Origin of the sequence: Streptomyces sp. BV286 (genome assembly GCF_019090165.1) — a bacterium.
In the GTDB taxonomy this organism is placed as follows: Bacteria; Actinomycetota; Actinomycetes; order Streptomycetales; family Streptomycetaceae; genus Streptomyces.
The window spans coordinates 21,495-45,869 of record NZ_JAHRIB010000021.1 but is presented as its reverse complement, the minus strand read 5'-3'; the positions used below and the strand labels follow the sequence as shown (position 1 = coordinate 45,869).

Below are 24,375 nucleotides of genomic sequence, written 5' to 3'. Positions count from 1 at the left end.
CGCTGGTTCCCGCGCGGACGCGGTGTGGTGACTCGACATCAGGGAAAAGCAACCTCAGCCGGTGGGCACGACGGACGGGTGGGGTGGGGGAGGGACCGGGTGTGCCCGGCCGGGTCGGAGGCCGCCGAGCCGGAGGCCGCCTAGACGGCCATGCCGTACACGATGGTGAAGAGCGTGCCGAGTGAACCGATGATGAAAACCCCGGTGAGACCCGCGACGATCAAGCCCTTGCCCTGTTCCGCGCTGAACGTGTCGCGCAGGGCCGTGGCACCGATGCGCTGCTTCGCCGCGCCCCAGATCGCGATGCCGAGGCACAGCAGGATGGCGACCGCCATCACGACCTCGATCATGATCCGTGCCTCGTTGCCCAGGCTGCCGAACGGGCCCCAGTCCGGGGCGATTCCGCCGATGATCGTGTTGATGTCGCCCTTTTCGGCTGCGAAAAGCATGGTAAGTCACCGCCCCTAGTGGGTTGTTCTGCACCCCCTGCCACTCTGCGCAGAGGTCAGGGTCATTCTCGCTGACAAAGACGCTCTCGCATGTCGACTTGGCGTCATTGATTGGCGGGTTTCGTACGAATCTCTTGTGACCGGCCCTCGCGGGACCCTTCCGGGCGCGGGGGACGGTGTGTGAGAAGGCGTATGGTCACTCTGTGTATCACGGCAGGTCACGCCGGGCAATGAAGTCGAACCGGAACCTGTGGTGTGGTTCCGTCGTTAGCCCCTCTTACGCGACTGCCGCTTCGCGGGGGCCGACTCCGCTCGTCCACCGAGCCCGACCCCGTCCCATGTGCGCCGGTCCGTCGTGCCGATGTACTCCGGGCCGGACGTCTCCTGGTGAGTAGACGCCGCCCGCTGTCCGCTCGGTGAAGGCTATCCCGGGTGGGGCGGTGGGATGTGCCGGGGTGTCAGGTGCGGGCCTTGTCGCGGTTCTTCGTGCGGGCCTTCGGGCGGTCGCCGGGAACGGCCATGGGCCGCGGCGGGTGCCGCGGCCCATGGGTCCGGTCGTTCGGAGGCGGCGGCCGGTTGTGGTCGCTCGCTGTGACGGTCGGCTCCGGCGGTCGGCGGTGATCGCGGACTGCGACGGCCGGGCCGTGCCGGTCAGCCGGTGAAGGCCGCGAGGCCCTGGGGGGTGCCCAGGCCCGTCGGGCCGTCGTAGCCCGCCCTCGCCGTGCAGAGGTAGGCGGTGGCGCAGGTGCCGTTGCTGCCGCTCGTCACGTCGTTGAGGGAGGACGTACCGGCCGCCGCGTACGGGAACTTCGCCGGGTAGGAGCTGGCGGAGGGGGCGCCGGCGAGGGCGTACACACCCGCGATGAGCGGGGCCGAGGCGCTGGTGCCGCCGAAGGTGTACCAGCCCGCGGTGACGCCGTAGGAGTCGTAGACCGAGACGCCGGTCGCCGGGTCGGCGACCGCGGACACGTCCGAGACGGCGCGCTTGGCGCAGCCCGTGTCCGTCTGCCAGCTCGGCTTCGTGTCGTACGCGGAGCAGCCGGAGCCGGTGCCCTCGGTGCTGCTGGTCGACCAGACCTTCTCGGTCCAGCCGCGGCCGGAGGAGTCGGCGGACAGAGCCGTGCCGCCGACCGCGGTCACGTACTGGGAGGACGCCGGGTACTCGGCGCCGTAGCCGCTGTCTCCCGCGCTGACCGTGATCGCGACGCCGGGGTGCTTGAAGTACGAGGTGTCGTAGGAGGCGTCGGAGGACGACTCGCCGCCGCCGTAGCTGTTGGACACGAACTTCGCGCCGAGGGTCACGGCCCTGTTCACCGCCGTGCCGAGGTCGGCCATGGAGGACGACTTGGCCTCGACGAGGAGGATTGCGCAGTTCGGGCAGGTCGCGCTCGCCATGTCGAGGTCGAGGGAGATCTCCTGGGCCCAGCCGCTGTCGGCGGTGGGGAGGGAGGTCGCGGAGCCGGTCTGGCCGACCTTCCTGAAGCAGCCGTTGGCCGTGGTGCAGGAGGAGAGGCCGTAGTGCGAGCGGTATGTGGCGAGGTCGGCCTCGGCGTTCGGGTCGTCGTACGCGTCCACGATCGCGATCGTCTCGCCGGAGCCCCTGGAGGCGGCGGCGGACGTCAGGCCGTACGCGCTCTGGAGGTCGCCCGGGCCGTAGCCGGAGGGGGTGGAGGCGTCCGCGGCCCTGGGGGTGACGCCGTCCGTCCTGGCCTCGGCCTTCTGGAAGGCGGTCGTGCCGCCGGTGACACGCAGGGCCTTGCAGGCCATCCGTCCCTTCCGGGGGGTGGCGCAGGCGCGGCTCCAGGTCACCTTGCCGGCCGTCGACTTGGCGGGGGCGGCCGGTGCGGCGGCCGCGTGGCCGGCGGCGCCGAACCCGGCGAGGAGCAGTGCGGCGGTGGCGACGGAGATGGAGCCGAGGCGGCTCCATCTGCCGCGTATGGAGCGTCTGTTCGAGGTGGTGTGGGGGGTGGTGGTACGCAACGGACAGCCTCCTGGGCGTGGTTGACAGGAGCAGCGCGGGTGCGGTTTCGCCGGTGCGGTGTCCCCGGCGGAGGGCCGAGCGGCCCGCGGACGACCCTTCCTTGTTGGGTACGTGACAACAAGGAGCGTTCTGGAATCCTGACTTCCGCCTTACCGAACCCGGCCCGTGCCTTACTGATCAATGGCTGTGCGATGGCAAGGGGCTGGCTGTGCCTTGACCGGACTCACAGGGTCGGCGGGCCGCAGAAATATTCACCCACGCTTATATAAGCCATGGGTGATATCTTGGGGTCGTGCACGCATTCGACGTACTCGGCGACCCCGTACGCCGCCGGATCCTGGAGCTGCTCGCCGACGGGGAGAAGAGTTCCGGGGCGGTGAGCGAGGTCATCAGGGACGAGTTCGGGATATCGCAGCCCGGTGTCTCGCAGCACCTCAAGGTCCTGCGGGAGAACGGCTTCGCCACGGTCCGGCCGGAAGGCGCCCGTCGGCTCTACGCCGTGAACTCCGATCCCCTGCGCGACATAGACGCCTGGCTCGACCGCTTCCGGCGTTTCTGGACGCCCCACCTGGACGCCCTGGCCACCGAGGTGGCCCGGGGCAAACGCGAACGCCGGCTCGGCGAGCGGTCCGGCGAGGGCGACGACCGACCCTCACAGTGAAGGAGCACCCCCCCCATGATCGACGTCACCCATCAGATCAACGCCGTGCGGCGCCAGGTCGGCAGCCGAGTCATCGAGGCCGGCGAGGGACACGTGGTGACCCTGAGCCAGACGTACGACACGACCGTCGACGACCTCTGGGACGCCTGCACCAACCCCGTGCGCATCCCGCGCTGGTTCCTGCCCGTGTCCGGCGACCTGCGGCCCGGCGGCAAATACCAGCTGGAGGGCAACGCCAACGGCACCGTCGAGCGGTGCGATCCGCCGAAGGGTTTCGCCGCCACCTGGGAGTTCGACGGGAACGTCAGCTGGATCGAGGTCCGGCTGACCCCCGCGGCGGACGGCGGCGCGCGGTTGGAGCTGGACCACATCGCACCCGACGACGACGAGAAGTGGGCGCAGTTCGGGCCCGGCGCGGTCGGAATCGGCTGGGACATGGCCCTCATCGGGCTCACCCTGCACCTGGCCTCCGGCGCGGCCGTGGACGCGCAGGAGGCCATGGCCTGGTTCGGGAGCGAGGAAGGGATCCGGTTCGTCACCCTGAGCAGTGAGCGCTGGTACGCGGCGAGTGTCGCCGGCGGTGAGGCCGAGGAGGTCGCCCGGGCGAAGGCCGACCGCACGACGGCCGCGTACACCGGCGCCGAGTCCGACTGACGTCGGTCAGGTCGTGACGGCCCCGTCGTCGGGGCCGTCGTCGGGGCCGGCACCGTTGATGTCGACGCCCTCGACGAAGTGGTCGAACTCGCCCGCCTGCACGCCCAGTACGAAGGCGTCCCACTTCTTCCGGGTGGTCGTGACGACGGTGTCGGGGTCGCTGGTCTCACGGATGTAGACGTTGTCGCCCGGGCCGAAGGCCAGCTCGATCCAGGGGCCCGGGCCGGTCGCCTCCGGCGGGGCGGCGCGTTCCCAGGTGAGGTCCGTGGGGATGTCAGACATGGGCCGGCTTCTCCTTGAGCACGTGGACGAGGGCGGCGAAGGCCCGCGGGGAGGCCCCGAGCACGGAGTGGGCGGGGTCGCCGCTCTCGGTGAGCCGGACGGTGCCGGTGGGGGAGGTGGCTATGTGTACGCAGGAGTTGCCCTGGGCGCAGAAGGACGACTTCTGCCAGGTGGGCTCGGGCATCTTGGGTTTCCTCACAGGTCCTGGACGACTTTGTGGATGAAGTCCCGCGACTGCGCGGGCGGCAGTGCGCTCGCCTCCATGCGGTCCAGCAGTACGCGGTACTTGTCGAGCTGGGCCTCGGAGTCGAGGAACGCGGGGCCGTGGGACTGGTCGAGGTTCACGGTGTCGAGCTGCGGCACGGGTCCGTCGGAGTAGTAGATGGACTGGCCCGACCCCGGGAAGGTACCGGCGTCGAACGGGATCACGTGGAGGGTGATGTGGTCCCGCTCGCCCATGTCCAGCAGGTGTCGTAGCTGGGTCCCGGTCACCGTTGGACCGCCGAACTTCATGCGCAGGGCTGCCTCGTGGATGATCGCCTGGTGCGGGGTGGGCGAGTCCCGGTAGAGCACGGCCTGGCGTTTCACGCGGAAGGACACCCGGTGTTCGATGTCGGGCGGGGACATCTCCGGTACGTCCTGGCGGAAGATCTCACGTGCGTAGTCCGTGGTCTGGAAGAGGCCGGGGATGTGCACGGTGACGGCCGTGCGCAGCCGCGTGGCGTGGTGCTCGACCTCGGCGAGGTCGAGCAGTACGGCGGGCAGGAGTTCCCGGTACTCCTCCCACCAGCCGCGTGCCCGTCCGGCCGCCATGTCGCTGAGCGCGTCGACGAGGACCTTGTCCCCGCAGTCGTACTGGCAGGCCATGGTGCGGACTCGTTCCGGGCTGACGCCTGTGCGCCCGGCCTCCACGTTGCTGATCTGGTTCTGCTGCACGCCGAACAGTCGGCCGGCCTGGGTGGACGTGAGGCCCGCCCGCTCCCGGAGTTTGCGCAGCTCGGTGCCCAGACGGAGTTGACGACCCGTCGGGTTGCTTCTCACGGGTTGCCCCGCCTCCTCTTCACTCACACGAGTGGTTGATCAGAGCTTCCCAAGGATTCGAGTAAGAGCTTACTCAGGTACCGCTACCTTATTGCCGAAGGCGCCCCGCTCAGAAGTACCCCGCTCGACGGAGCGGCCGTGGTCACTGAGCAACCGTCCAACTCCCCTCCGTGATCGGAGACTTCCGATGGCAACCGTATCCCCGTCCTGGGCCTACACCCTTCAACTCCCGCACGATCCCCTCGCCGCCGAGCTGCTGGCCAACGCCCTGCGGGAGCTGGGGGTCTCCAGGGGTGGGAAACTGCTGTGGGCCGAGTGCGGAGGGTCCTTGAACTGACCGACGGTTCACACGGGATTCTCAGACGGGCCCGGGGTTTCTCTCACCGAGCCGGGCAAGGCTCTTGCACGATGAAGCGTCCCACCCGTCTCCCGTTCCTCGCCGCCGTCGCGCTGCTGGCCACCGGGTCGGTTCCCGTGGCGGCCGCGCACACCCGGGTGCGTACGCCCGAACGGCTCGGCGTCACCAGGGCGGCTCCCGCGACCGCCGCCGACGCCCGGGTGGGCGTGCTCGTCAGCGGCGGGGAGCACTACTGCACCGCCTCCGTCGTGCACAGCCCGCGGCGGGACCTCGTCGTCACGGCCGCCCACTGTCTGAGCGGGGGCGGGGACATCGTCTTCGTGCCCGGATACCGGGGCGGGAAGGCGCCGTACGGGAAGTGGACCGTGACGCGGACGTACCTCGCCGACGGGTGGAGGGACAGCCAGGACGAGGACAGCGACGTGGCGTTCGCCCGGGTCGTCCCCACGGGCGGCTCGAAGGGCGGCTCCCGGGGCGGTTCGAGAGGCGGCTCCCAGGGCGGTTCCGAGGTCGAGGACGTCGTCGGGGCCGGTCGGCTGCTCGCCGGGCGGGGCCGGAGCCCGGTGGGCGGGGCGGTCACCGTCGTCGGGTATCCCAAGGCGCGCGAGACGCCCGTGAGGTGCACGAACACGTCCACCGCGTACGGCGGCGGCCAGCAGCGCATCGAGTGTCCGGGATACAGCGGGGGCACCAGCGGCAGCCCGTGGACCGACGCGCGGGGGCGGATCGTCGGAGTGCTGGGCGGGTTCCAGGAGGGCGGCACCACCGACGACGTCTCGTACAGCGCCGTCCTCGGGGCCGAGACCGCCGCGCTGTATCTGGAGGCGACGAAGTGACCTGTGTGAAAAGGTCAGTTCGGTGCAGGCACTGAGAGAACGGGACCCCGCTCACATAGGCGCGTACACGCTGCTCGCGCGGCTGGGCGCGGGCGGGATGGGGCAGGTGTACCTCGGGCGGTCGCCCGGTGGGCGGCTCGTGGCGATCAAGGTGATCCGGGACGAGATCACCGACGACCCGGAGGCACTGGCTCGGTTCCGGCGTGAGGTGGAGACCGCGCGGGTGGTGCGCAGCGCGTACACGGCGAACCTGATCGACGCGTCGCTGGACACCGCTCCCCTCTGGCTCGCCACCGAGTACGTACCGGGGCCGACGCTGAGCGCGGCCGTGGCCGAGCGGGGGCCGTTCCCCGCGGACAGCGCGCGACGGCTGTTCGCGGCGCTGGCGGAGGCGCTGGCGAGCGTGCACGGGTACGGGGTGACGCACCGGGACCTGAAACCGCAGAACGTGATCCTCTCGCCGCAGGGGCCGCTGCTCATCGACTTCGGCATCGCGCGGGGCACGGCGGACACGGCGCTCACCCGGACCGGACTCACCCCGGGCACGCCCGGATTCACCGCGCCGGAAGTGCTGCGGAGCAACGAGGTGGGCCCGGCGGCGGACGTGTTCGCGCTGGGCGCGACGATGGCGTACGCGGCGACCGGCCGGGCGCCCTTCGGGGCAGGACACGCGCACGCCGTGTCCTACCGGGCCGTCCACGAGGACATCGACGTGACCGGCACCGAGGCGGGACTGGCCGCGCTGATCCGGGAGTGCGTCGCGAAGGAGCCGGCCGGACGGCCCGCCCTCGACACGGTCATCGCCCGCTGCGCGGTCTCGGCCGCGCTCGCCGACGACCCCTTCTACCGGCCGCTGGCCGACAGCGGCGACACCGCGCCGCCCGACCTCCCGGCGGCCGTCGCCGCCGGGCTGGTCCCCGCCGGGCACGGGACGGCGACTCCGCCCGCCCACCGGCCCACCGTCGGACCCGGATACGTACCGACGGCCGTGCCCGGGTACGTGCCGACGGTCGTGCCGGGCGCTGCTCCGCAGGTGTCGGCGCGGGCGCGGCGTACCCGGCTGGTCGCGGCGGTCGTCGGCGCCGTGGTGCTGGGCGCGGGGTCGATCGTCGCCTGGCAGATGCTGCCCGACGGCGGGGAGAACGAGGGGGCGAACGGGAAGGGAGGCGGCGGGTCGTCGGCCTCTCCGTCGGGCTCGGCGGGCGCCGGGGCGCGGAAGGTCCCGGCGTACATCGAGGACAACAGGATCTCCCGTGACATCTGGACGCTCTCCGAGGAGCCGGACGAGGCGGCGCGCGGCATCGGCCAGTGCGCCCGGATCGATGCGGTCCCTCCGCCGGAGGAACTCCAGTACAGCGCGCGCGACGCGGACGAGCCCACGCGCGCCGACGTGAGTGACAGGGCGAAGATCTCCTTCCGCTTCAAGTACGCGGAGCTGAAGAACAAGGCGCCCGAGCCGTACTACGTCTCGGTCGGTGTGAAGCCGCCCCACGACATCGACCCCGACACGGGCCGGCCGTACGTGGACGTGATGAGCCCCAACAAGACGATCGGCTACACCAGCAAGCCGGTGGACATCTACCGGCACTGGCGCACCGGCGGGTACGTCGAGCTGACCTATCCCGACGACTTCCGGCAGCACCGGGCCGGCCGGGCCGAGGACGCGATCCCCGTCACCAACGACCCGGGCGACTGGACCGCGGTCTTCTACAACGTCGGGGGAAGCTCCACCGATTACCGGAGCATCGGTTGTACCGGCTTCCGGGTGGGAAGCTCCTAGACTGGTGCCGGCGAATTCCGGAGCTGCGGAGGGCGGTTGACGGTGCGTAAGGCCTGGATCGTGGCGGCCGCTGCCATGGGGGCGGGGCTCAGCTTCGTCATGGTGCTGGTCGTCGGGGTCTACATGGTCGCCGGGAACCTCGCCAACGGTGTGGGGCCGGGGGCCGTCGGACTGGCCAAGGGGGCCGTACCGGCGGCGTACCAGTCGCTCGTGCAGAAGTGGGGCAACCTGTGCAGCGCGATCAACCCGGCACTTCTCGCCGCGCAGTTGTATCAGGAGAGCGGATTCAATCCCACCGCCAAGAGTCCCGCCGCCGCGCAGGGGATAGCGCAATTCATCCCCGGTACCTGGGCCACGCACGGAATCGACGGCGACGGCGACGGTGACCGCGACGTATGGGATCCGAATGACGCGATTCCATCGGCCGCGAAGTACGACTGCACGCTCGCCAAGTACGTCAAGGACGCACCCGGGGACCCGACGGCGAACATGCTCGCCGCGTACAACGCGGGGGCGTACGCCGTCATCAAATACGGGGGCGTCCCGCCGTACAAGGAAACGCAGAACTACGTGAAGACGATCACGACGCTGGAGCAGAGTTTCGCCGCTCCGGTCGGTCGTGTGCAGCCCTCGCAGCAGGCCGCCGCGGCCATCCACTACGCGCAGCAGAAGCTCGGGACGCTGTATCTCTGGGGCGGTAACGGCACCGCTGACCAGGGAGGACGCTTCGACTGCTCGGGGCTGACCAAGGCCAGTTACGAAAGTGTCGGGATCACGCTGCCCCGGGTGGCGAACGACCAGTACAACGCCGGGCCGCACCCCAAGCGGAGCGAGCTGCTGCCGGGGGACCTGGTCTTCTTCTCGGACGACCTCACCAACTCCCGGGCCATCCGGCACGTGGGTATCTACGTCGGGGGCGGGTACATGATCAACGCGCCCCGGCCGGGTGCCGTGATCCGGTTCGACCCCATCGACACCCCCGACTACTTCGGGGCGACCCGCGTGACCGAAGATGGCGCGAAAGCATTGCCCACCTCTGTGTGAAACCCTCCCCTGAGCTGCAGCGATGTATCTCTCTTCGATAACGTCTGAGTGATCATTCGGTGGAGGGTGGAACGTATTGAAGGGGAGTGTGCGTTCCTGTTCCTGTAGCCGACGACGGGGGTTGTGGCGCGGCGCATCCGGTGGGATGCGTCTGAAAGATGACGACGAAGGGCCGTTGCACCATGGCTGGACTCGCCGATTCCGGGTCGAACCCAGACGTCGACTTGCTCTATGACATCAATGGTCTCGCCAAAGACGCGCCGCACTGGTTCGACCGCGTCATGGAGTTCGTGGGCGAGTGGGGGCTCCTGCTCGTCATGGTCCTGCTGGTGCTGTGGTGCTGGTGGGGCGTGCGACGGCGGGGCGGGGAAGACGCCGCCTCTTCCGTGGCCTCGCTGATCTGGGCACCGCTCGCGGCCGCGGTCGCCGTACTCGTGAACGTACCGATACGGGGCTTTGTCGAACGGCCTCGGCCCTTTGTGGACCACGAGGGTCTGGAAGTCCTTATCGGTGGCAAGAGCGACTATTCGTTCGTGAGCGACCATTCGACTCTCATGATGGCGATGGGTGTCGGACTGTTTGTCGCGAACCGGAAGTTCGGGCTCGTCGGGATAGGGCTCGCGCTGTTCGGCGGCTTCTGCCGGGTTTATATGGGCGTGCACTATCCGACGGATGTCATCGGCGGATTCGCTCTCGGAACCGCGGTGGTTCTGCTGCTTTCGCCGCTCGCCATGGCTTTGCTGACGCCTGTCGTGCGAGCGGTGGAGAGGTCGCCCCGGGTGGGGTGGCTGGTCCGGGCGCGTGGCTCCGCGAGGCGCTCCGGCGGCGGCGCGGAGCGGCGGGATGTGGTTCCCGGGGCTCGGAGCGAGGCTGAGCAGCGGGATCTTGCGGCGTAGCCAGGGCTGCCGTGTTCGTTGCCGGGTGCCGCTCGGTGACGGCTGGTCGCGCAGTTCCCCGCGCCCCTGACGGGGTTGGTGCTCGGGTTGCGCAGTTCCCCGTGCCCCTGAGGGGGTTGGTGCTCGGGTTGCGCAGTTCCCCGTGCCCCTGAGGGGGCGGGGCCGGGCTGGTTACAGCGGTTGGGGGGAGTTGAAGAAGTTCTGGGGGTCGTACTGGGTCTTCACGGTCTTCAGGTGGGGGGCCGCCTGGCCGTAGTAGGCCTTGCGCCAGTTCGTGAGGGTCGGGTCCGTGTAGTTCTGGTAGGCCGCGCCCGAGGCGTGGGGGCGCATCGCCGTGTGGGCCTGCGCCAGCCAGGACCGGGACGCCGTGCCGGACGTGCCCGGGCGCCAGGCCGCGATGTACTGGGCCAGCATGCGGGAGCGGCGGTGCACGAAGGCTGTCGCCGAGGGGTCGACGCGGTTGACCGCGCCGCCCAGAGCGGTGAGCGCGATGCTGCCCGTACCGCCCCGGACCCCGGATATCCGGGAGAGCAGGGCCCGCACACCCTCCGCCGGGATCGAGCGGTCGAAGAAGTCCGAGCACGCCGCGTACGTCTCGCGGCCCAGCGCGCCCTCGGGTGAGCGGCCCGGTGTCGCGCCCGGCAGGTGGCACTGGGCGTCGTCCGGGAAGGTCGAGCAGCCCGCGTACACCTCCATCGACTCCTCGTAGGAGCGGCGCTTGAGGGAGACGCTGCGGGCGGAGGCGCCGATGCGGTCGGCGAGGCGGTCCACCGCGTTCTGCAGTTCGCCGTACGTGCCGAGCGAGAACGCGGACACCGAGACCGTGGGAGTGCCGCCGGCCGTGTTCGCGAAGTGGCACGAGGACCAGATCTCGTCCGGCTGGTCCGGACCCCACTCCTGCCAGGCCCCGAGGACCGCGGCGGCCCTGGACCACGGCCAGGACATGAACGCCGAGACACCGCGCGGGGCGGGATGCGTCCTGAAGCGCAGCTCGGTGACGACGCCGAAGTTGCCGTTGCCCGCGCCGCGCAGCGCCCAGAACAGGTCCTTGTTCTCGGTCGCGTTCGCAGTGAGCTGCCTGCCGTCCGCCGTGACCAGGGTCGCCTGGGTGAGGCTGTCGCAGGTCAGCCCGTACGCCCTCGACACCACCCCGTGGCCGCCGCCCAGTGTCAGACCCGAGACGCCGACCGTCGGGCAGGAACCCGCCGGAATCGTCACGCCCTTCGCGGCCAACGCGCGGTAGACGTCGATCAGCTTGGCGCCCGCGCCGACCACGGCCCCGTCGCCGGACGCCCGGACCTGGGCGAGCTTCGACACGTCGACGATCAGGCGGCCGTCCCCGGAGGACCAACCGGCGTACGAATGACCGCCGTTGCGGATCGAGACGCGCACGTCGTGGGCGTGGGCGTACGAGAGAGCCGTGCGGATGTCGTCGGTGTGGGCCACGTACGCGACCGCCGTCGGCTTCAGGGAGTCGAAGCGGGTGTTGTAGAGCTGCCGGGCCGCCGCCCAGTCGGAGTCGCCCGGGCGGACCAACGGCCCGTCGAGGTCACGGGCCAGGGCCTTCAGGCCGCCCGCCGCGGCCCCTTCGGCCGTCCTGCTCGATGTCCCGGACGTACGCGCCCCCTCACCCGGCCGCGACCCGGAACCACCGCCGGAACACGCTGCCGAAACCGCCGTGGCCGTGACCGCGGCGCCGCCACCCATGAACGTACGCCGTCGCATGTGCGCCTCCCGTTGTTCCCGTGAAGCGAGACGGGCCCACGGGACGGCGGGTTCCACGGGCGGCGGCGGGGAATCGCGCCGACCGGCGGGGGTGGGGTGAAGGACAGGCGCGCGGACGGATCCGGCGGCCCACCCCGGTGTTTTCGGCCAGGAGACCGGGAGACCGCCGGGCGCGGGGGGCGCGGGGACACCGGGAAGGAGTCGGCAGAGGCGGACGGGGCGGCGGGGACGCCGGAGGCGGGTGCAGGGGCGGCGGCCGTTCCGAAGGAGGAGCTTCCGGTAGTCGGGACCCTCACGTGTTCTACCCGTAAGCGTTCCGTGACCTCACCGCACTGACGGCAGGGGTTCACCCTGCGTTCACTCACGGCCATCGGCGGCTTCACCTGTTCTGCCTAATTTCGGCCTTACACGGTGCGTGGTGCGGACGGAAGCGAGCTCGCGTGCCGGTCGATGAACAACGGCATGACAGCGGCCTCGTCCGGACGAAGAGGCCGCACCACGACATCGCACGCCGCCACCAGACGGCGGCTCCCGGAAGGAACCTCCGAAAAGTGAAGCTTCAGCGCAAGAACCGGCTTCGCGCCCTCTCCCTCGGTGCTGTCGCCGTCTCCGGCGCCCTGGCGCTGACGGCGTGCGGCTCCGACGACACCGGCGGCAGCGGCAGCGACCCCAGCTCGACGGCCGGCGCCAGCTCCATCAAGTGTGACGACGCCAAGGGCCAGCTGCTCGCAGACGGCTCGTCCGCGCAGAAGAACGCGATCGACGCGTGGGTCAAGCAGTTCACGGCCGCCTGCAAGGGCGTGCAGATCAACTACAAGGGTGGCGGCTCGGGCGCCGGCATCACGGCGTTCACCCAGGGCCAGGTTGCCTTCGCCGGCTCCGACTCCGCGCTGAAGCCCGAAGAGGTCACCGCCTCCAAGGAGGTCTGCACCGGTGGCCAGGGTCTCGACCTCCCGATGGTCGGTGGGCCGATCGCCGCCGGCTTCAACGTCCCGGGCGTCGACAAGCTCGTGCTGGACGCTCCGACCCTCGCCCAGATCTTCGACAGCAAGATCACCAACTGGAACGACAAGGCGATCGCGGCCCTGAACCCGGACGCGAAGCTGCCCGACCTCAAGATCCAGGCGTTCCACCGCTCGGACGAGTCCGGCACCACGGACAACTTCACCAAGTACCTGAAGGCCGCGGCCCCCGACGACTGGAAGTACGAGGGCGGCAAGGCCTGGCAGGCCAAGGGCGGCCAGGCCGCGTCGGGCTCCTCCGGCGTCGCCCAGCAGGTGAAGCAGACCTCCGGCGCCATCGGCTACATGGAGCTGTCGTACGCCAAGGACGGCGTCAAGGCGGTCAGCCTCGACACCGGCGCCAGCGCCCCGGTCGAGGCCACCGTCGAGAACGCCACCAAGGCCATCGCGGACGCCAAGGTCGTCGGCACGGGCAAGGACCTCGCGCTCGAGCTGAACTACACGACCAAGGCCGACGGCGCCTACCCGATGGTCCTGGTCACCTACGAGATCGTCTGCGACAAGGGCAACAAGGCGGAGACCCTTCCCGCCACCAAGGCCCTCCTCACCTACATGGCGAGCGAGGACGGACAGAACCTGCTGGCCGACATCGACTACGCGCCGATGCCCGCCGAGATCATCGCCAAGGTCCGCACGACCGTCGCCGGCCTGAGCTGACCCGAGTGCGCGGTCCGGCCCCCACCGCGGGGCCGGACTTCGCACCGTCCGGTGCACCGCCGCCTGGAGCCGCCCGCAACGGCTCCGCAGACCGGAGACCCTGATGGATATATCCACTCAAGACGTAACCCCGCCTCCCTCCGCCCCACCGACCGAGACCGAGCTGAAGCGCGCGGCCCGTGGCGCCACCCGCCCCGGTGACCGGGTCTTCCTCGCGCTCTCCCGCGGGTCCGGCATCTTCCTGCTGGTGGTCATGGCCGCGATCGCGGTCTTCCTCACCTACCGCGCCTCCCTCGCGATCAGCAAGAACGAGGGCAACTTCCTCACCACCTTCGAGTGGAACCCCACCGCGATCCCGCCGGACTTCGGCATCGCCGTCCTGGCCTTCGGCACGGTCGTCTCCTCGATCATCGCCATGGTCATCGCGGTGCCGATCGCGGTCGCCATCGCGCTGTTCCTCACGCACTACGCCCCGCGCAGGCTCAGCGGCCCCATCTCGTACGTCATCGACCTGCTCGCCGCCGTGCCGTCCATCGTCTACGGCCTGTGGGGCGCCCTCATCCTGGTGCCGCACATGAACGGCCTGTTCAGCTGGCTGGACGACTACCTCGGCTGGACCGGCATCTTCGAGTGGCAGGGCGGCGCCCCGCGCTCGATGCTCACGGTCGGCATCCTGCTCGCGATCATGATCCTGCCGATCATCGTCAACGTGAGCCGCGAGGTCTTCCGCCAGTCCCCGCAGATGATCGAAGAGGCGGCCCTCGCCCTCGGCGCCACGCGCTGGGAGGTCATCCGCATGGCCGTCCTGCCCTTCGGCCGCTCCGGCGTGATCTCGGCCGCGATGCTCGGCCTCGGCCGCGCGCTCGGCGAGACGATGGCCGTCGCCACGGTCCTCTCCCCGACCTTCGAGATCCAGGCCAGCCTGCTCGACCCGGGCGGCGGCACCTTCGCCCAGAACATCGCCAGCAAGTTCGGTGAGGCCACCGAGCAGGGCCGTGACGCGCTCATCGCCTCCGGTCTGGTCCTCTTCGTCATCACCCTGCTGGTCAACGGTGCGGCCCGTGCGATCATCGCCCGCCGCAAGGAGTACTCGGGGGCCAACGCATGAGCACCGCCGTCACCGACAAGCGCCCCAGCACGCTGCGTGGCGCCAGCCTCCCGAAGTGGTCCGGATGGGCCATCGCCGCGGGCTCCGTCGCCGTCGCGATCGGCATCGGCCTGGCCGGCGGCCTGCACAGCCGTATCCAGTGGGGCCTGATCGCCGCGATCCTCTTCGTCGTCGGTACGTACGTCGTCGCCTCCCGCGTCGAGGGTCGCCGCCAGGCCAAGGACCGCATCGCGACCGCCCTGGTCTGGGTCGCCTTCCTGCTCGCCGTGGTGCCGCTGGTCTCCCTGGTCTGGACGACCGTCAAGCGCGGTGTGAAGGTCCTCGACGTCTACTTCCTGACCCACTCGATGGGCGTGGTCGCCGACACCGAGGCCGGCGGTGGCATCTACCACGCCATCATCGGCAGCCTGGAGCAGGTCGGTCTCGCGGCGCTGATCGCCGCGCCGGTCGGCGTGCTCTCCGCGATCTACCTCGTGGAGTACGGGCGGGGCAACCTCGCCCGGGCGGTGACCTTCTTCGTCGACGTGATGACCGGTATCCCGTCCATCGTCGCGGGCCTGTTCATCCTCAGCCTGATGCTGATGTTCGACATGCAGCCCTTCGGCTTCGCCGGTTCGCTCGCCCTGGCCATCCTGATGATGCCGGTCGTCGTCCGCTCCACGGAGGAGATGCTCAAGCTCGTACCGAACGAGCTGCGCGAGGCATCTCTGGCGCTGGGCGTGCCCAAGTGGCGCACCATCCTGAAGGTGGTCCTGCCGACGTGCCTCGGCGGCATCACCACCGGCGTGATGCTGGCGGTCGCCCGTATCGCGGGCGAGACGGCACCGGTGCTGCTGCTGGTGTTCGGCAACCCCTTCATCAACACCGATCCCTTCGAGGGTGCGCAGTCCTCGCTGCCGCTGTACATCTATCAGCAGTACGCGAACAGCGCGGGTTCGGGCGCCGCGTACGACCGTGCCTGGGCGGCGTCGCTCACGCTGATCGCCTTCGTGATGATCCTCAACCTGGGGGCTCGCGGTATCGCCCGCTGGAAGTCCCCGAAGACCGGTCGCTGACGCGGCCACAAAGCGACCAGTCTCCCCCTCGAAAGAAGCAGTGATTCACATGGCCAAGCGAATCGACGTGAGCGGCCTGACCGCTTACTACTCAGCCCACAAGGCGATCGAAGACATCTCGATGACCGTCGAGCCGCGCTCGGTGACGGCCTTCATCGGTCCCTCCGGCTGCGGCAAGTCCACGTTCCTCCGCACGCTCAACCGCATGCACGAGGTCACGCCCGGCGGCCGGGTCGAGGGCAAGGTGCTCCTCGACGACGAGGACCTGTACGCGCACGGGATCGACCCCGTCTCCGTGCGGCAGACCATCGGCATGGTGTTCCAGCGGCCGAACCCGTTCCCGACCATGTCGATCTTCGACAACGTGGCGGCGGGGCTGAAGCTGAACGGCTCGTACAAGAAGTCCGAGCTGAACGACGTCGTGGAGAAGTCGCTGAAGGGCGCGAACCTCTGGAACGAGGTCAAGGACCGGCTGAACAAGCCCGGTTCGGGGCTGTCCGGTGGTCAGCAGCAGCGGCTCTGCATCGCCCGGGCGATCGCGGTGGAGCCTCAGGTGCTGCTGATGGACGAGCCCTGCTCGGCGCTCGACCCCATCTCCACGCTGGCCATCGAGGACCTCATCGGTGAGCTGAAGGAGCGCTTCACGATCGTCATCGTGACGCACAACATGCAGCAGGCGGCGCGGGTCTCGGACCGGACGGCGTTCTTCAACCTGTCCGCGGTCGGGCAGCCCGGGCGGCTCATCGAGATCGACGACACGGAGCGGATCTTCTCCAACCCGTCGGTCCAGGCGACCGAGGACTACATCTCGGGGCGCTTCGGCTGAGCCGTCGCCCTCGCGTTCTCCCGAAGACCCCTCGCGGTGCTGCATGGCGGTGCCACCGCGGGGCCCAATAGGGCCCGCCCCCCGGAGTCCGGGGGGCGGGCCCGTTGGCTTTTTCGCCCCCGCCGGGCGGGGGGAACGTCCTACAGGAACGCCAGGTTCACGATCCAGAAGCTGGCCGCAGCGACCAGGGCGGCGGCCGGCATGGTGATGAACCAGCCGAGGATGATGTTCTTGGCGACGCCCCAGCGGACGGCGTTCACGCGCTTGGTGGCGCCGACGCCCATGATGGCGGACGTGATGACGTGGGTCGTCGAGATGGGGGCGTGGAAGAGGAACGCCGAGGTGAACATGATCGAGGCGCCGGTCGTCTCGGCGGCGAAGCCCTGCGGGGGATCCAGCTCGATGATCTTCCGGCCCAGCGTCCGCATGATGCGCCAGCCGCCGGCGTAGGTGCCCAGCGACAGCATGACCGCACACGCGATCTTGACCCAGACCGGGATCGGGTCGCCCGCGTCCTCGACGTCCGCGATGACCAGGGCCATCACCACGATGCCCATCGTCTTCTGGGCGTCCTGGAGGCCGTGGCCGAGAGCCATGCCGGCCGCCGACACGGTCTGCGCGATACGGAAACCGCGCTTCGCCTTGTGCGGGTTGGACTTGCGGAACATCCACAGGATCGCGCACATCACCAGGTAACCGGCGACGATGCCGACGATCGGGGAGATGAACATCGGGATGACGACCTTCTCCAGGACGCCGGACCAGATGACACCGATGCCGCCGGCGAGCGCGGCGCCCACCATGCCACCGAACAGCGCGTGCGAGGAGGACGACGGAAGGCCGAAGTACCAGGTGACGAGGTTCCACACGATCGCGCCCACCAGCGCGGCGAACAGGATCCACATGCCCCTGTTGCCGTGCGGCGTCTCGATCAGGCCTTCACTGACGGTCTTGGCGACCCCGCTGCCCAGGAAGGCGCCTGCGAGGTTCATCACCGCGGCCATCGCGAGCGCCACACGCGGCGTCAGCGCGCGCGTGGACACGGAGGTGGCGATGGCGTTGGCCGAGTCGTGGAAGCCGTTGGTATAGGTGAATCCGAGCGCGACGCCGATGGTCACGATCAAGGCGAAGGTGTCCATGAAGGGGTCAGGACTCCTTGACCGCGATGGTCTCCACCGTGTTGGCCACGTGCTCGAAGGCGTCGGCGGCCTCTTCCAGCACGTCCACGATCTGCTTGAGCTTGAGTACCTCGATGGCTTCGTACTTGCCGTTGAAGAGCATGGCCAGCAGCTTGCGGTGGATCTGGTCGGCCTGGTTCTCGAGGCGGTTGACCTCGATCCAGTACTCGGTGAGGTTGTCCATCGTGCGGAGGTTCGGCATGGCCTCGGCGGTCAGCTCCGCCGCCCGGGCCAGCACCTCGATCTGCTGCTCGACGCCCTTCGGCAGATCCTCCACGTTGTAGAGGACGACCAGGTCGACGGCCTCCTCCATGAAGTCCATGATGTCGTCGAGGGACGAGGCGAGGTTGTAGATGTCCTCGCGGTCGAACGGCGTGATGAACGAGGAGTTCAGCTGGTGGAAGATCGCGTGCGTGGCGTCGTCACCGGCGTGTTCCGCGGCCCGCATACGCTCTGCGATCTCGGCCCGGCCGGACGAGTCCGCCCCGAGCAGTTCCATCAGGAGCTTCGAGCCCGTGACGATGTTGTCCGCGGATGCGGCGAACATGTCGTAGAAGCTCGTCTCCCTGGGGGTCAGACGAAATCGCACGTGGGGTCCTCGGATTGCTTCGGTTTCGGTCAGGCTGATGCTAGGCGCATCATCCGGCCACGGCTAACCGGCCGCCCTCCAGTGTCGCCCATCGGGCAGAGTGATCAGCACGGGGTCCCGCGAGGGCGTTGGCCAAGGGCCCTATACCCAGCAAAGTTCGTTACCATATACCCGGTAGGGGTATCAGTCAGCAGGAGGACGGGATGACGACCACCGAGGCCGGCGCCACGGCGCCCTCCGGGGGGACCGAAGAGGCCGGTGTCCACGAGACCGTGACCGACCACGACCGCGGGATCCACGGCTACCACAAGCAGAAGGACGAGCACCTCAAGCGGCTGCGGCGGATCGAGGGCCAGGTCCGCGGCCTGCAGCGCATGGTCGACGAGGACGTCTACTGCATCGACATACTCACCCAGGTCTCCGCCTCCACGAAGGCCCTGCAGTCCTTCGCCCTCCAGCTGCTGGAGGAGCACCTGCGCCACTGCGTCGCCGACGCGGCCGTCAAGGGCGGCGCGGAGATCGACGCCAAGGTGGAGGAGGCGACGAAGGCGATCGCACGGCTGCTGCGTACGTGACCCCTCCGGGGCGAGCCGGTCGGAGAGGCCCGTGTGCTGTCCGCGGGTGCGTCGTGGCCGGTCGCGCGGTTCCCCGCGCCCCTGGAAAGCGGTCGGTGCGCGGCCGTGCTACTTGTCGGTCTTCTCGCCGTGCTCTTCCAGGAAGCGCTCTTCGGCCAGTTTCAGGACCTCGTCGATGCGGTCGGGGCTGAGCCGGTCCTCGCGGGCGGTCGACGCCGCGATGATCAGGTCGCCGCACAGCTCGATCTCGGCGAGGGCCACGTGGTCCTGAACTGCCGTACCGCGCGCCGGAGCCACGTGCATCACCTCTTCCTGCCGTCACCGACTTCCTAGAGTAGGGAGCGGTCCACGGACAGCGCATGGCACCAACGGACCATTTCCGGCCCCGTACATTCCGGCCTTCCACCGTCCCGCCCGCGGCACCCCCCGCCCGGCCGGTCCGCCATACCTTCGCCGCTCCTCCACCGTTCCGTCACTCGGCGATCCGCCCGGCGAAGATGTCCCGCGCCTTCGGCAGGCGTACGTCGACGGCGGCACCGAAGTCGTACAGCAGCGTCGTCGAGGACACGGCGACCGTGTCCTTCCGCTGCCCGTTCACGAAGCTGAAGCGGTGGCGGACCTTGCGGATGCGGCCCTCGTCGTCGAGGTAGGCGTCGAAGGGGACCGTCGCCGTGGCGAAGCCCTTCGCCGCCGCCCGCAGAGCCGCCCGGTTGCCCGCCGAGGCGCCGCGCGCCGCCGTCGTGAGGTCGGCGGTCCCGCGGTAGTGCCGTACGGGAGTGCCCGCGACCGACGTCCTCCCGACGTACGTCGCCCGCCGTGTGCCGCGCAGCAGTTCGGCGGCGGCGAACGGGTCGGTCGCGCCTCCCGTGACCAGGTTCCCGTCGGAGAGCGTGGCCGTGTCGACGCGCACCCACTTGTCGGCCGGCACGCCCGCTCCGCGGTTCTTCATGTAGAGGGCGCCCGGTGCGAGGAGTTCGGTGATCGGGCGGTGGTCGCCGGCGCCGGCCGGGTCCTGGGGGAGGAGCACGTCGAGCCGGCCCATCCGGCCCGCGAAGTCGTAGACGCCCTTGCCGCGGATCGTCACGCGGGTGCCGCCGGTGGCCATCTCCATCGACGTACTGGCCTTGGAGGTACCGGCGCGGACCAGGTTCCCCGCCGCCCGGTGGAGCACCGTGACCGGGTCCTCGGCCGCCCGGGAGTCCTCGGCGACGGCCCCGCTGCCCGAGCAGCCGACGGCGCAGAGCATCAGCCCCGTCGCCGCGGCGGTCAGGGCGAGTGCCCCGTCCCTGCGCCTGCGCTGCCGCTCCACCATCGCCTGCTACCCCCAGCCGGGACGTCCTTGGGCGGTCCTCCTGATGTTCCGCCTAACGACGGGGTGGGGGGTGTTGTCACGCCGGTGCGGACCATGGGGAAACGTTCACCGGGGATCGGTACCGTGGGTCGCGTGGCGCAGCAGGAAGAGATCGGCTCCCAGGAACACCGGACGACGACGGTCGAGCAGGGCCGCTTCTGCCTGGCCCGGTGCACCTGCGGTTGGAGAGGGCCGGCCCGCCGGGCCCGCAGCAGGGCCCGTACGGACGCGCAGACCCACACGATCGAGGGCACCGCCTGAGGGAGCCCCGCCCGGGAGCCCCGCCGGGAGTGCCCGTCAGCGGTGCTGCACGTGACGGAGCACCGCGAGCAGCTCGTCCACCAGGTCGCGGTCCCGGAGCTGGGTGAGGCGTTCGCGGGCCGCCGCAGGGGCCAGCCAGAGCACGCGGTCCACCTCGTTGTTGGCGGTGAAGCGGCCCCCGGTCGCCTCGGCGGCCCAGTAACTCACCTGCTTGGGGCGGTCGTTGGCCATGTAGTGGACGGTCGCCAGGCGCGGGCCGGGGGTGCAGCGGTGGCCGGTCTCCTCCTCGACCTCGCGGAGCGCCCCGGCGAGTGCGTCCTCGCCGCGCTTGAGCTTGCCCTTCGGATGCGACCAGTCGTCGTACTTCGGCCTGTGGACCAGGCAGATCACGAGTTCGCCGTCGGCGGGCGAGCGGCGCCACAGTACGCAGCCCGCGGCGAGTACGGGATCTTCGTTCATCGCGTGCACCGGCCTCTCAGTACGCGTAGGGGGCCCTCCGCCGGGTCACGGAGTGCCGACCGTCTCCCTCAGCCAGGCCCGTTGAAACGCGAACCTGGCCGCTTCCACCTCGTGTCGCTGGTCCGCGTGGAGCACGCCGAGCGCGTAGGCCGTCGCCGGGGCGATCCGCGGGGTGCGGGCCGCGGAGGCGGCAGCGGCGGCCGCCTCCGCCGCGTCGCGGTGCCGGTCCAGGGCCTGGCCGGCGTTCAACAGGCGTACGTCGACGAGGTTTTCGTCGCCGGCCAGGACCTCGCGTGCGTAGCGGTGCAGGCGCAGCAGGAGGCGGACCTGGTGCCAGGGGGCGTCCTGGGGCTGGGGTGCCGTGTCGGCGGAGAGCCCGTGGACGAGGGCCTGGGAGTTGTAGGGGTGGCCCGCGGCGATCAGGGGCAGCCCGGCGACGGCGTCGCGGAGGCGTTCGTCCGCGGCTGCGGCCAGGGGTTCGAGCCCCGTGGTGGTGGTCGCGGACGGCGCCAGCGGGACCTCGCTGGCCAGCACGGCGACGTTGTCGGCGACGGCGTGGAAGCGGCTGGAACCCAGCGCCTGGAGCGCGGCGGAGTGGGCTCTCGTGCGGGCCAGGGTCAGCTGGCGCTCCAGGAGGGCACCTGCCTTGGCCGCGCCGACGGTCAGGTTGCTCCGCTCCGGGGAGGGCCGGGTCCGCGGGCCGGTGCCTTCGGGTTCGGCCGTCCTCGGCGCGGACCCCGCCCCGGCGGAGCGGCCGCCCGCAGCGGTGGCGGAGGACGCCGCCTGGGCGGGGAGGGCGGACGAGCCCGACAGCCGGTGCAGTGCGGCGAGCAGCCGCTCCAGGCGTGCCCCGTACGCGTGTTCGCGGGCCAGCGTGCCCGACAGCCAGGCCAGTTCGGGGCGCATGCCCTCCGACCAGCTCTCGTCGAGCAGGGGGAGGAACGTGTGCAGGGTGCCGCTGATGCGGCGGGCCGAGCGGCGCAGGGCGCGCGCCGCGTCGACGGCCTCCTTCGAGCCGTTCTCCCCCGCGCCCGAATGCGCTCGCGCGGGGGTACCCCCACCCGCGCCGCCGGTCTCCCGGTGCTGGCGCAGCGCGCGGAGGAACTCCGTGGCCTGGGCGCGGAGGTAGTCCGCGAGGACGTCCCCGGCCACGGGGCCGGCCGTGGGGTCAAGGTGTCGCTGTGCCACGCCGGCGCCTCCGGGCGTCTATGAGCATCTCCTGGACGTTGCGCAGGGGGCGGCCGTCGGTGTCGGTCGCGTGCCGGGTCCAATCGCCGTCGGGGCCCAGGTGCCAGGAGGAAGTGGTGTCGGACATACCGGTCTCGAACAGCCGGTTGAGGGCCGCCCGGTGGGCCGGGTCGGTGATCCTGACCAGGGCCTCGATGCGCCGGTCGAGGTTGCGGTGCATCATGTCGGCGCTGCCGATCCACACCTCGGGCTCGCCGCCGTTGCCGAAGCCGAAGACCCGGGAGTGTTCGAGGAAGCGGCCGAGGATGGACCGTACGCGGATGTTCTCGGACAGGCCCGCGACGCCCGGCCGCACCGCGCAGATGCCGCGCACCCACACGTCCACCGGCACACCCGCCTGGGAGGCGCGGTAGAGGGAGTCGATGAGTGCCTCGTCGACCATCGAGTTGACCTTGATGCGGACGTAGGCGGGGCGGCCGGCACGGTGGTGCTGGACCTCCTTGTTGATCCGCGAGATCAGGCCGTCGCGCAGGGACTTGGGCGCGACGAGGAGCCGGCGGTAGGTCTCGCGGCGGGAGTAGCCGGAGAGCCGGTTGAAGAGGTCGGAGAGGTCCGCGCCGACCTGCGGGTCGGCGGTCAGCAGTCCCAGGTCCTCGTACAGCCGGGCGGTCTTCGGGTGGTAGTTGCCCGTGCCGACGTGGCAGTAGCGGCGGAGGGTCTCGCCCTCCTGGCGCACCACCAGCGACAGCTTGCAGTGGGTCTTGAGGCCGACGAGGCCGTAGACCACGTGGCAGCCGGCCTCCTCCAGCTTGCGCGCCCACTTGATGTTGGCCTGCTCGTCGAAGCGGGCCTTGATCTCGACGAGGACGAGGACCTGCTTGCCTGCCTCGGCGGCCTCGATGAGGGCGTCGACGATGGGTGAGTCGCCCGAGGTCCGGTACAGGGTCTGCTTGATGGCCAGCACGTCCGGGTCGGACGCGGCCTGCTCCAGGAAGGCCTGTACGGAGGTGGAGAAGCTGTCGTACGGGTGGTGCAGGAGGACGTCGCGCTCGCGCAGGGCCGCGAGGATGTCGGGCGCGGACGCGGACTCGACCTCCGCGAGGTCCCGGTGGGTGCCCGCGATGAACTTCGGGTACTTCAGCTCGGGACGGTCGAGGGCGCCGATGCCGAAGAGGCCCGTGAGGTCCAGGGGACCCGGCAGGGGGTACACCTCCGCCTCGGAGATCTTCAACTCCCGTACCAGCAGGTCCAGTACGTACCGGTCGATGGACTCCTCGACCTCCAGGCGCACCGGCGGCCCGAGGCGGCGGCGCATGAGTTCCTTCTCCAGGGCCTGGAGGAGGTTCTCGGCGTCGTCCTCCTCGACCTCCAGGTCCTCGTTCCGGGTGACGCGGAACGCGTGGTGCTCCAGGACCTCCATGCCGGGGAAGAGCTCCTCCAGATGGGCCGCGATGACGTCCTCGATGGGGACGAAGCGGCTCGGGGAGGCCTCCAGGAAGCGGGAGAGCAGCGGCGGGACCTTCACGCGCGCGAAGTGGCGGTGGCCGGAGACCGGGTTCCGCACGACGACCGCGAGGTTCAGGGACAGGCCCGAGATGTACGGGAAGGGGTGCGCCGGGTCGACCGCGAGAGGGGTCAGGACCGGGAAGATCTGGTGGCGGAAGAGAGTGAAGAGGCGGGCCTGTTCCTTCTCGGACAGCTCGCTCCAGCGGACGAGGTGGATGTCCTCCTCCGCGAGCTGGGGCGCCACGTCCTCCTGGTAGCAGGCGGCGTGCCGGGCCATGAGCTCGCGCGAGCGGGCCCAGATCATCTCCAGCACCTCGCGGGGCTGGAGGCCCGAGGCCGAGCGGGTGGCCACGCCGGTGGCGATGCGCCGCTTCAGGCCGGCCACGCGGACCATGAAGAACTCGTCCAGGTTGCTGGCGAAGATCGCCAGGAACTTCGCCCGTTCGAGGAGGGGAGTGCTGGGGTCCTCGGCGAGTTCGAGGACCCGCTCGTTGAACGCGAGCCAGCTGCGCTCCCGGTCGAGGAAACGGCCCTGCGGAAGCTGGACACCGTCCTGCACCGTGTCCTCGTAGGAGTCGAGGTCGGCGTCGAGGTCGGGCTCGAGGTCGGAGACGTTCGCCGCCACGGTGTGCGGGCGGTGCGCGGCTATGGAACCGACGGAGGGCTGCGGGTGCTGTACCTGCGCCTGGGCATTGGGCTGGCTCATGAACCCATTCTTCCGCGCCGGGCCGGAAACGGGCGCGTCGGAGAGAGCGGGCGGGAGCGCCGCGAGGGTGCGGGGGGTCCCGTTCTCCCCCGAAGGGGAGGGCTCGTGCTCCGGCGGAGGTGAGGGCTCGGGCGGGGCGGGGTTCATTGACCGAGGGTCGCAAGCCTGTCTGAATCGCTGGTTACGG

The 24,375-nt window shown here is 70.3% G+C and carries 26 protein-coding genes; 13 read left to right on the top strand and 13 right to left on the bottom strand.

Annotated features, from left to right (window positions below):
- Positions 1-140: 140 nt before the first annotated feature.
- Both KUF83_RS01985 and KUF83_RS01980 read right to left on the bottom strand, forming a co-directional pair.
- A complete protein-coding gene (locus tag KUF83_RS01985) occupies positions 141-449 on the bottom strand; it encodes a hypothetical protein (protein WP_217452740.1) in 309 nt (102 codons plus the stop codon).
- A gap of 651 nt (positions 450-1,100) precedes the next feature.
- Positions 1,101-2,429 carry a S53 family peptidase gene (locus KUF83_RS01980; protein WP_217452739.1) on the bottom strand — a complete coding sequence of 443 codons (1,329 nt, stop codon included), beginning with the start codon at positions 2,427-2,429 and terminating at the stop codon, positions 1,101-1,103.
- A gap of 293 nt (positions 2,430-2,722) precedes the next feature.
- Between KUF83_RS01980 and KUF83_RS01975 the strand changes: the two genes are divergently transcribed.
- Complete coding sequence (locus tag KUF83_RS01975; RefSeq protein ID WP_217452738.1) at positions 2,723-3,091, top strand: helix-turn-helix transcriptional regulator; 369 nt, start codon at positions 2,723-2,725, stop codon at positions 3,089-3,091.
- Between the two features lie 15 nt (positions 3,092-3,106).
- Complete coding sequence (locus KUF83_RS01970; protein WP_217452737.1) at positions 3,107-3,745, top strand: SRPBCC family protein; 639 nt, start codon at positions 3,107-3,109, stop codon at positions 3,743-3,745.
- Positions 3,746-3,751: 6 nt separating this feature from the next.
- On the opposite strand, the gene KUF83_RS01965 is transcribed toward KUF83_RS01970, so the two are convergent.
- Genes KUF83_RS01965 through KUF83_RS01955 form a run of 3 tightly spaced genes read right to left on the bottom strand, consistent with a single transcriptional unit; the run spans position 3,752 to position 5,068 of the window.
- A complete protein-coding gene (locus tag KUF83_RS01965; protein WP_217452736.1) occupies positions 3,752-4,027 on the bottom strand; it encodes a DUF397 domain-containing protein in 276 nt (91 codons plus the stop codon).
- Entirely contained in the window at positions 4,020-4,211 is a 192-nt protein-coding gene (locus tag KUF83_RS01960) for a DUF397 domain-containing protein (RefSeq protein WP_217452735.1), read from the bottom strand. The genes KUF83_RS01965 and KUF83_RS01960 overlap by 8 nt, the downstream gene beginning before the upstream one ends.
- A gap of 11 nt (positions 4,212-4,222) precedes the next feature.
- On the bottom strand, positions 4,223-5,068 hold the full coding sequence (locus KUF83_RS01955) for a helix-turn-helix transcriptional regulator (RefSeq protein WP_217452734.1): 846 nt from the start codon (positions 5,066-5,068) through the stop codon (positions 4,223-4,225).
- 187 nt (positions 5,069-5,255) lie between these two features.
- Between KUF83_RS01955 and KUF83_RS01950 the strand changes: the two genes are divergently transcribed.
- The 5 genes from KUF83_RS01950 (at position 5,256) to KUF83_RS01930 (ending at position 9,982) form a co-directional block, all read left to right on the top strand.
- A complete protein-coding gene (locus KUF83_RS01950) occupies positions 5,256-5,405 on the top strand; it encodes a hypothetical protein (RefSeq protein ID WP_217452733.1) in 150 nt (49 codons plus the stop codon).
- 71 nt (positions 5,406-5,476) lie between these two features.
- Entirely contained in the window at positions 5,477-6,262 is a 786-nt protein-coding gene (locus KUF83_RS01945; protein WP_217452732.1) for a trypsin-like peptidase domain-containing protein, read from the top strand.
- A 22-nt stretch (positions 6,263-6,284) separates the two neighbouring features.
- Positions 6,285-8,042, top strand: coding sequence for a serine/threonine-protein kinase (locus KUF83_RS01940; RefSeq protein ID WP_217452731.1), 1,758 nt, complete (start codon positions 6,285-6,287; stop codon positions 8,040-8,042).
- Between the two features lie 36 nt (positions 8,043-8,078).
- Positions 8,079-9,086, top strand: coding sequence for a bifunctional lytic transglycosylase/C40 family peptidase (locus KUF83_RS01935; RefSeq protein WP_302828473.1), 1,008 nt, complete (start codon positions 8,079-8,081; stop codon positions 9,084-9,086).
- A gap of 182 nt (positions 9,087-9,268) precedes the next feature.
- Complete coding sequence (locus tag KUF83_RS01930) at positions 9,269-9,982, top strand: phosphatase PAP2 family protein (RefSeq protein ID WP_217452730.1); 714 nt, start codon at positions 9,269-9,271, stop codon at positions 9,980-9,982.
- A gap of 171 nt (positions 9,983-10,153) precedes the next feature.
- Here the strand turns inward: KUF83_RS01930 and KUF83_RS01925 are convergent, their stop codons facing one another.
- The gene (locus tag KUF83_RS01925; protein ID WP_217452729.1) at positions 10,154-11,707 is read right to left on the bottom strand and encodes an FAD-binding oxidoreductase; all 1,554 of its coding nucleotides are present in this window, start codon (positions 11,705-11,707) and stop codon (positions 10,154-10,156) included.
- Between the two features lie 551 nt (positions 11,708-12,258).
- Between KUF83_RS01925 and pstS the strand changes: the two genes are divergently transcribed.
- From pstS to pstB, 4 genes are all read left to right on the top strand, one after another.
- A complete protein-coding gene (pstS, locus tag KUF83_RS01920) occupies positions 12,259-13,386 on the top strand; it encodes a phosphate ABC transporter substrate-binding protein PstS (protein ID WP_217452728.1) in 1,128 nt (375 codons plus the stop codon).
- 103 nt (positions 13,387-13,489) lie between these two features.
- Positions 13,490-14,494, top strand: a complete 1,005-nt coding sequence (pstC, locus tag KUF83_RS01915) for a phosphate ABC transporter permease subunit PstC (RefSeq protein ID WP_217452727.1) — start codon at positions 13,490-13,492, stop codon at positions 14,492-14,494.
- A complete protein-coding gene (gene pstA / locus KUF83_RS01910) occupies positions 14,491-15,549 on the top strand; it encodes a phosphate ABC transporter permease PstA (RefSeq protein ID WP_217452726.1) in 1,059 nt (352 codons plus the stop codon). The genes pstC and pstA overlap by 4 nt, the downstream gene beginning before the upstream one ends.
- Positions 15,550-15,598: 49 nt before the next feature.
- Positions 15,599-16,375 (top strand): phosphate ABC transporter ATP-binding protein PstB, encoded by a 777-nt coding sequence (gene pstB, locus KUF83_RS01905; RefSeq protein WP_217452725.1) that lies wholly within the window; start codon positions 15,599-15,601, stop codon positions 16,373-16,375.
- 140 nt (positions 16,376-16,515) lie between these two features.
- Here the strand turns inward: pstB and KUF83_RS01900 are convergent, their stop codons facing one another.
- Together KUF83_RS01900 and KUF83_RS01895 are read right to left on the bottom strand one after the other, a co-directional pair.
- A complete protein-coding gene (locus KUF83_RS01900; RefSeq protein ID WP_217452724.1) occupies positions 16,516-17,514 on the bottom strand; it encodes an inorganic phosphate transporter in 999 nt (332 codons plus the stop codon).
- 7 nt (positions 17,515-17,521) lie between these two features.
- Positions 17,522-18,142, bottom strand: a complete 621-nt coding sequence (locus KUF83_RS01895) for a DUF47 domain-containing protein (protein ID WP_151483040.1) — start codon at positions 18,140-18,142, stop codon at positions 17,522-17,524.
- A gap of 203 nt (positions 18,143-18,345) precedes the next feature.
- On the opposite strand from KUF83_RS01895, the gene KUF83_RS01890 reads away from it, so the two are divergent.
- Positions 18,346-18,717 (top strand): metal-sensitive transcriptional regulator, encoded by a 372-nt coding sequence (locus tag KUF83_RS01890; protein ID WP_217452723.1) that lies wholly within the window; start codon positions 18,346-18,348, stop codon positions 18,715-18,717.
- 108 nt (positions 18,718-18,825) lie between these two features.
- On the opposite strand, the gene KUF83_RS01885 is transcribed toward KUF83_RS01890, so the two are convergent.
- Positions 18,826-19,020, bottom strand: a complete 195-nt coding sequence (locus KUF83_RS01885; RefSeq protein WP_217452722.1) for a hypothetical protein — start codon at positions 19,018-19,020, stop codon at positions 18,826-18,828.
- A gap of 169 nt (positions 19,021-19,189) precedes the next feature.
- Positions 19,190-20,029 carry a hypothetical protein gene (locus KUF83_RS01880; RefSeq protein WP_217452721.1) on the bottom strand — a complete coding sequence of 280 codons (840 nt, stop codon included), beginning with the start codon at positions 20,027-20,029 and terminating at the stop codon, positions 19,190-19,192.
- A gap of 132 nt (positions 20,030-20,161) precedes the next feature.
- Here KUF83_RS01880 and KUF83_RS01875 point away from each other — a divergent pair, with 132 nt between their 5' ends.
- On the top strand, positions 20,162-20,329 hold the full coding sequence (locus tag KUF83_RS01875) for a hypothetical protein (protein WP_217452720.1): 168 nt from the start codon (positions 20,162-20,164) through the stop codon (positions 20,327-20,329).
- A 36-nt stretch (positions 20,330-20,365) separates the two neighbouring features.
- On the opposite strand, the gene KUF83_RS01870 is transcribed toward KUF83_RS01875, so the two are convergent.
- The 3 genes from KUF83_RS01870 to KUF83_RS01860 are packed head-to-tail and all read right to left on the bottom strand — an operon-like array spanning position 20,366 to position 24,335.
- Entirely contained in the window at positions 20,366-20,788 is a 423-nt protein-coding gene (locus tag KUF83_RS01870) for an NUDIX hydrolase (protein ID WP_217452719.1), read from the bottom strand.
- Positions 20,789-20,833: 45 nt separating this feature from the next.
- On the bottom strand, positions 20,834-21,976 hold the full coding sequence (locus KUF83_RS01865) for a CHAD domain-containing protein (RefSeq protein ID WP_217452718.1): 1,143 nt from the start codon (positions 21,974-21,976) through the stop codon (positions 20,834-20,836).
- Positions 21,957-24,335: an RNA degradosome polyphosphate kinase gene (locus KUF83_RS01860; protein WP_374105953.1), complete on the bottom strand. Its 2,379-nt coding sequence runs from the start codon at positions 24,333-24,335 to the stop codon at positions 21,957-21,959. The genes KUF83_RS01865 and KUF83_RS01860 overlap by 20 nt, the downstream gene beginning before the upstream one ends.
- Between the last annotated feature and the right edge of the window lie 40 nt (positions 24,336-24,375).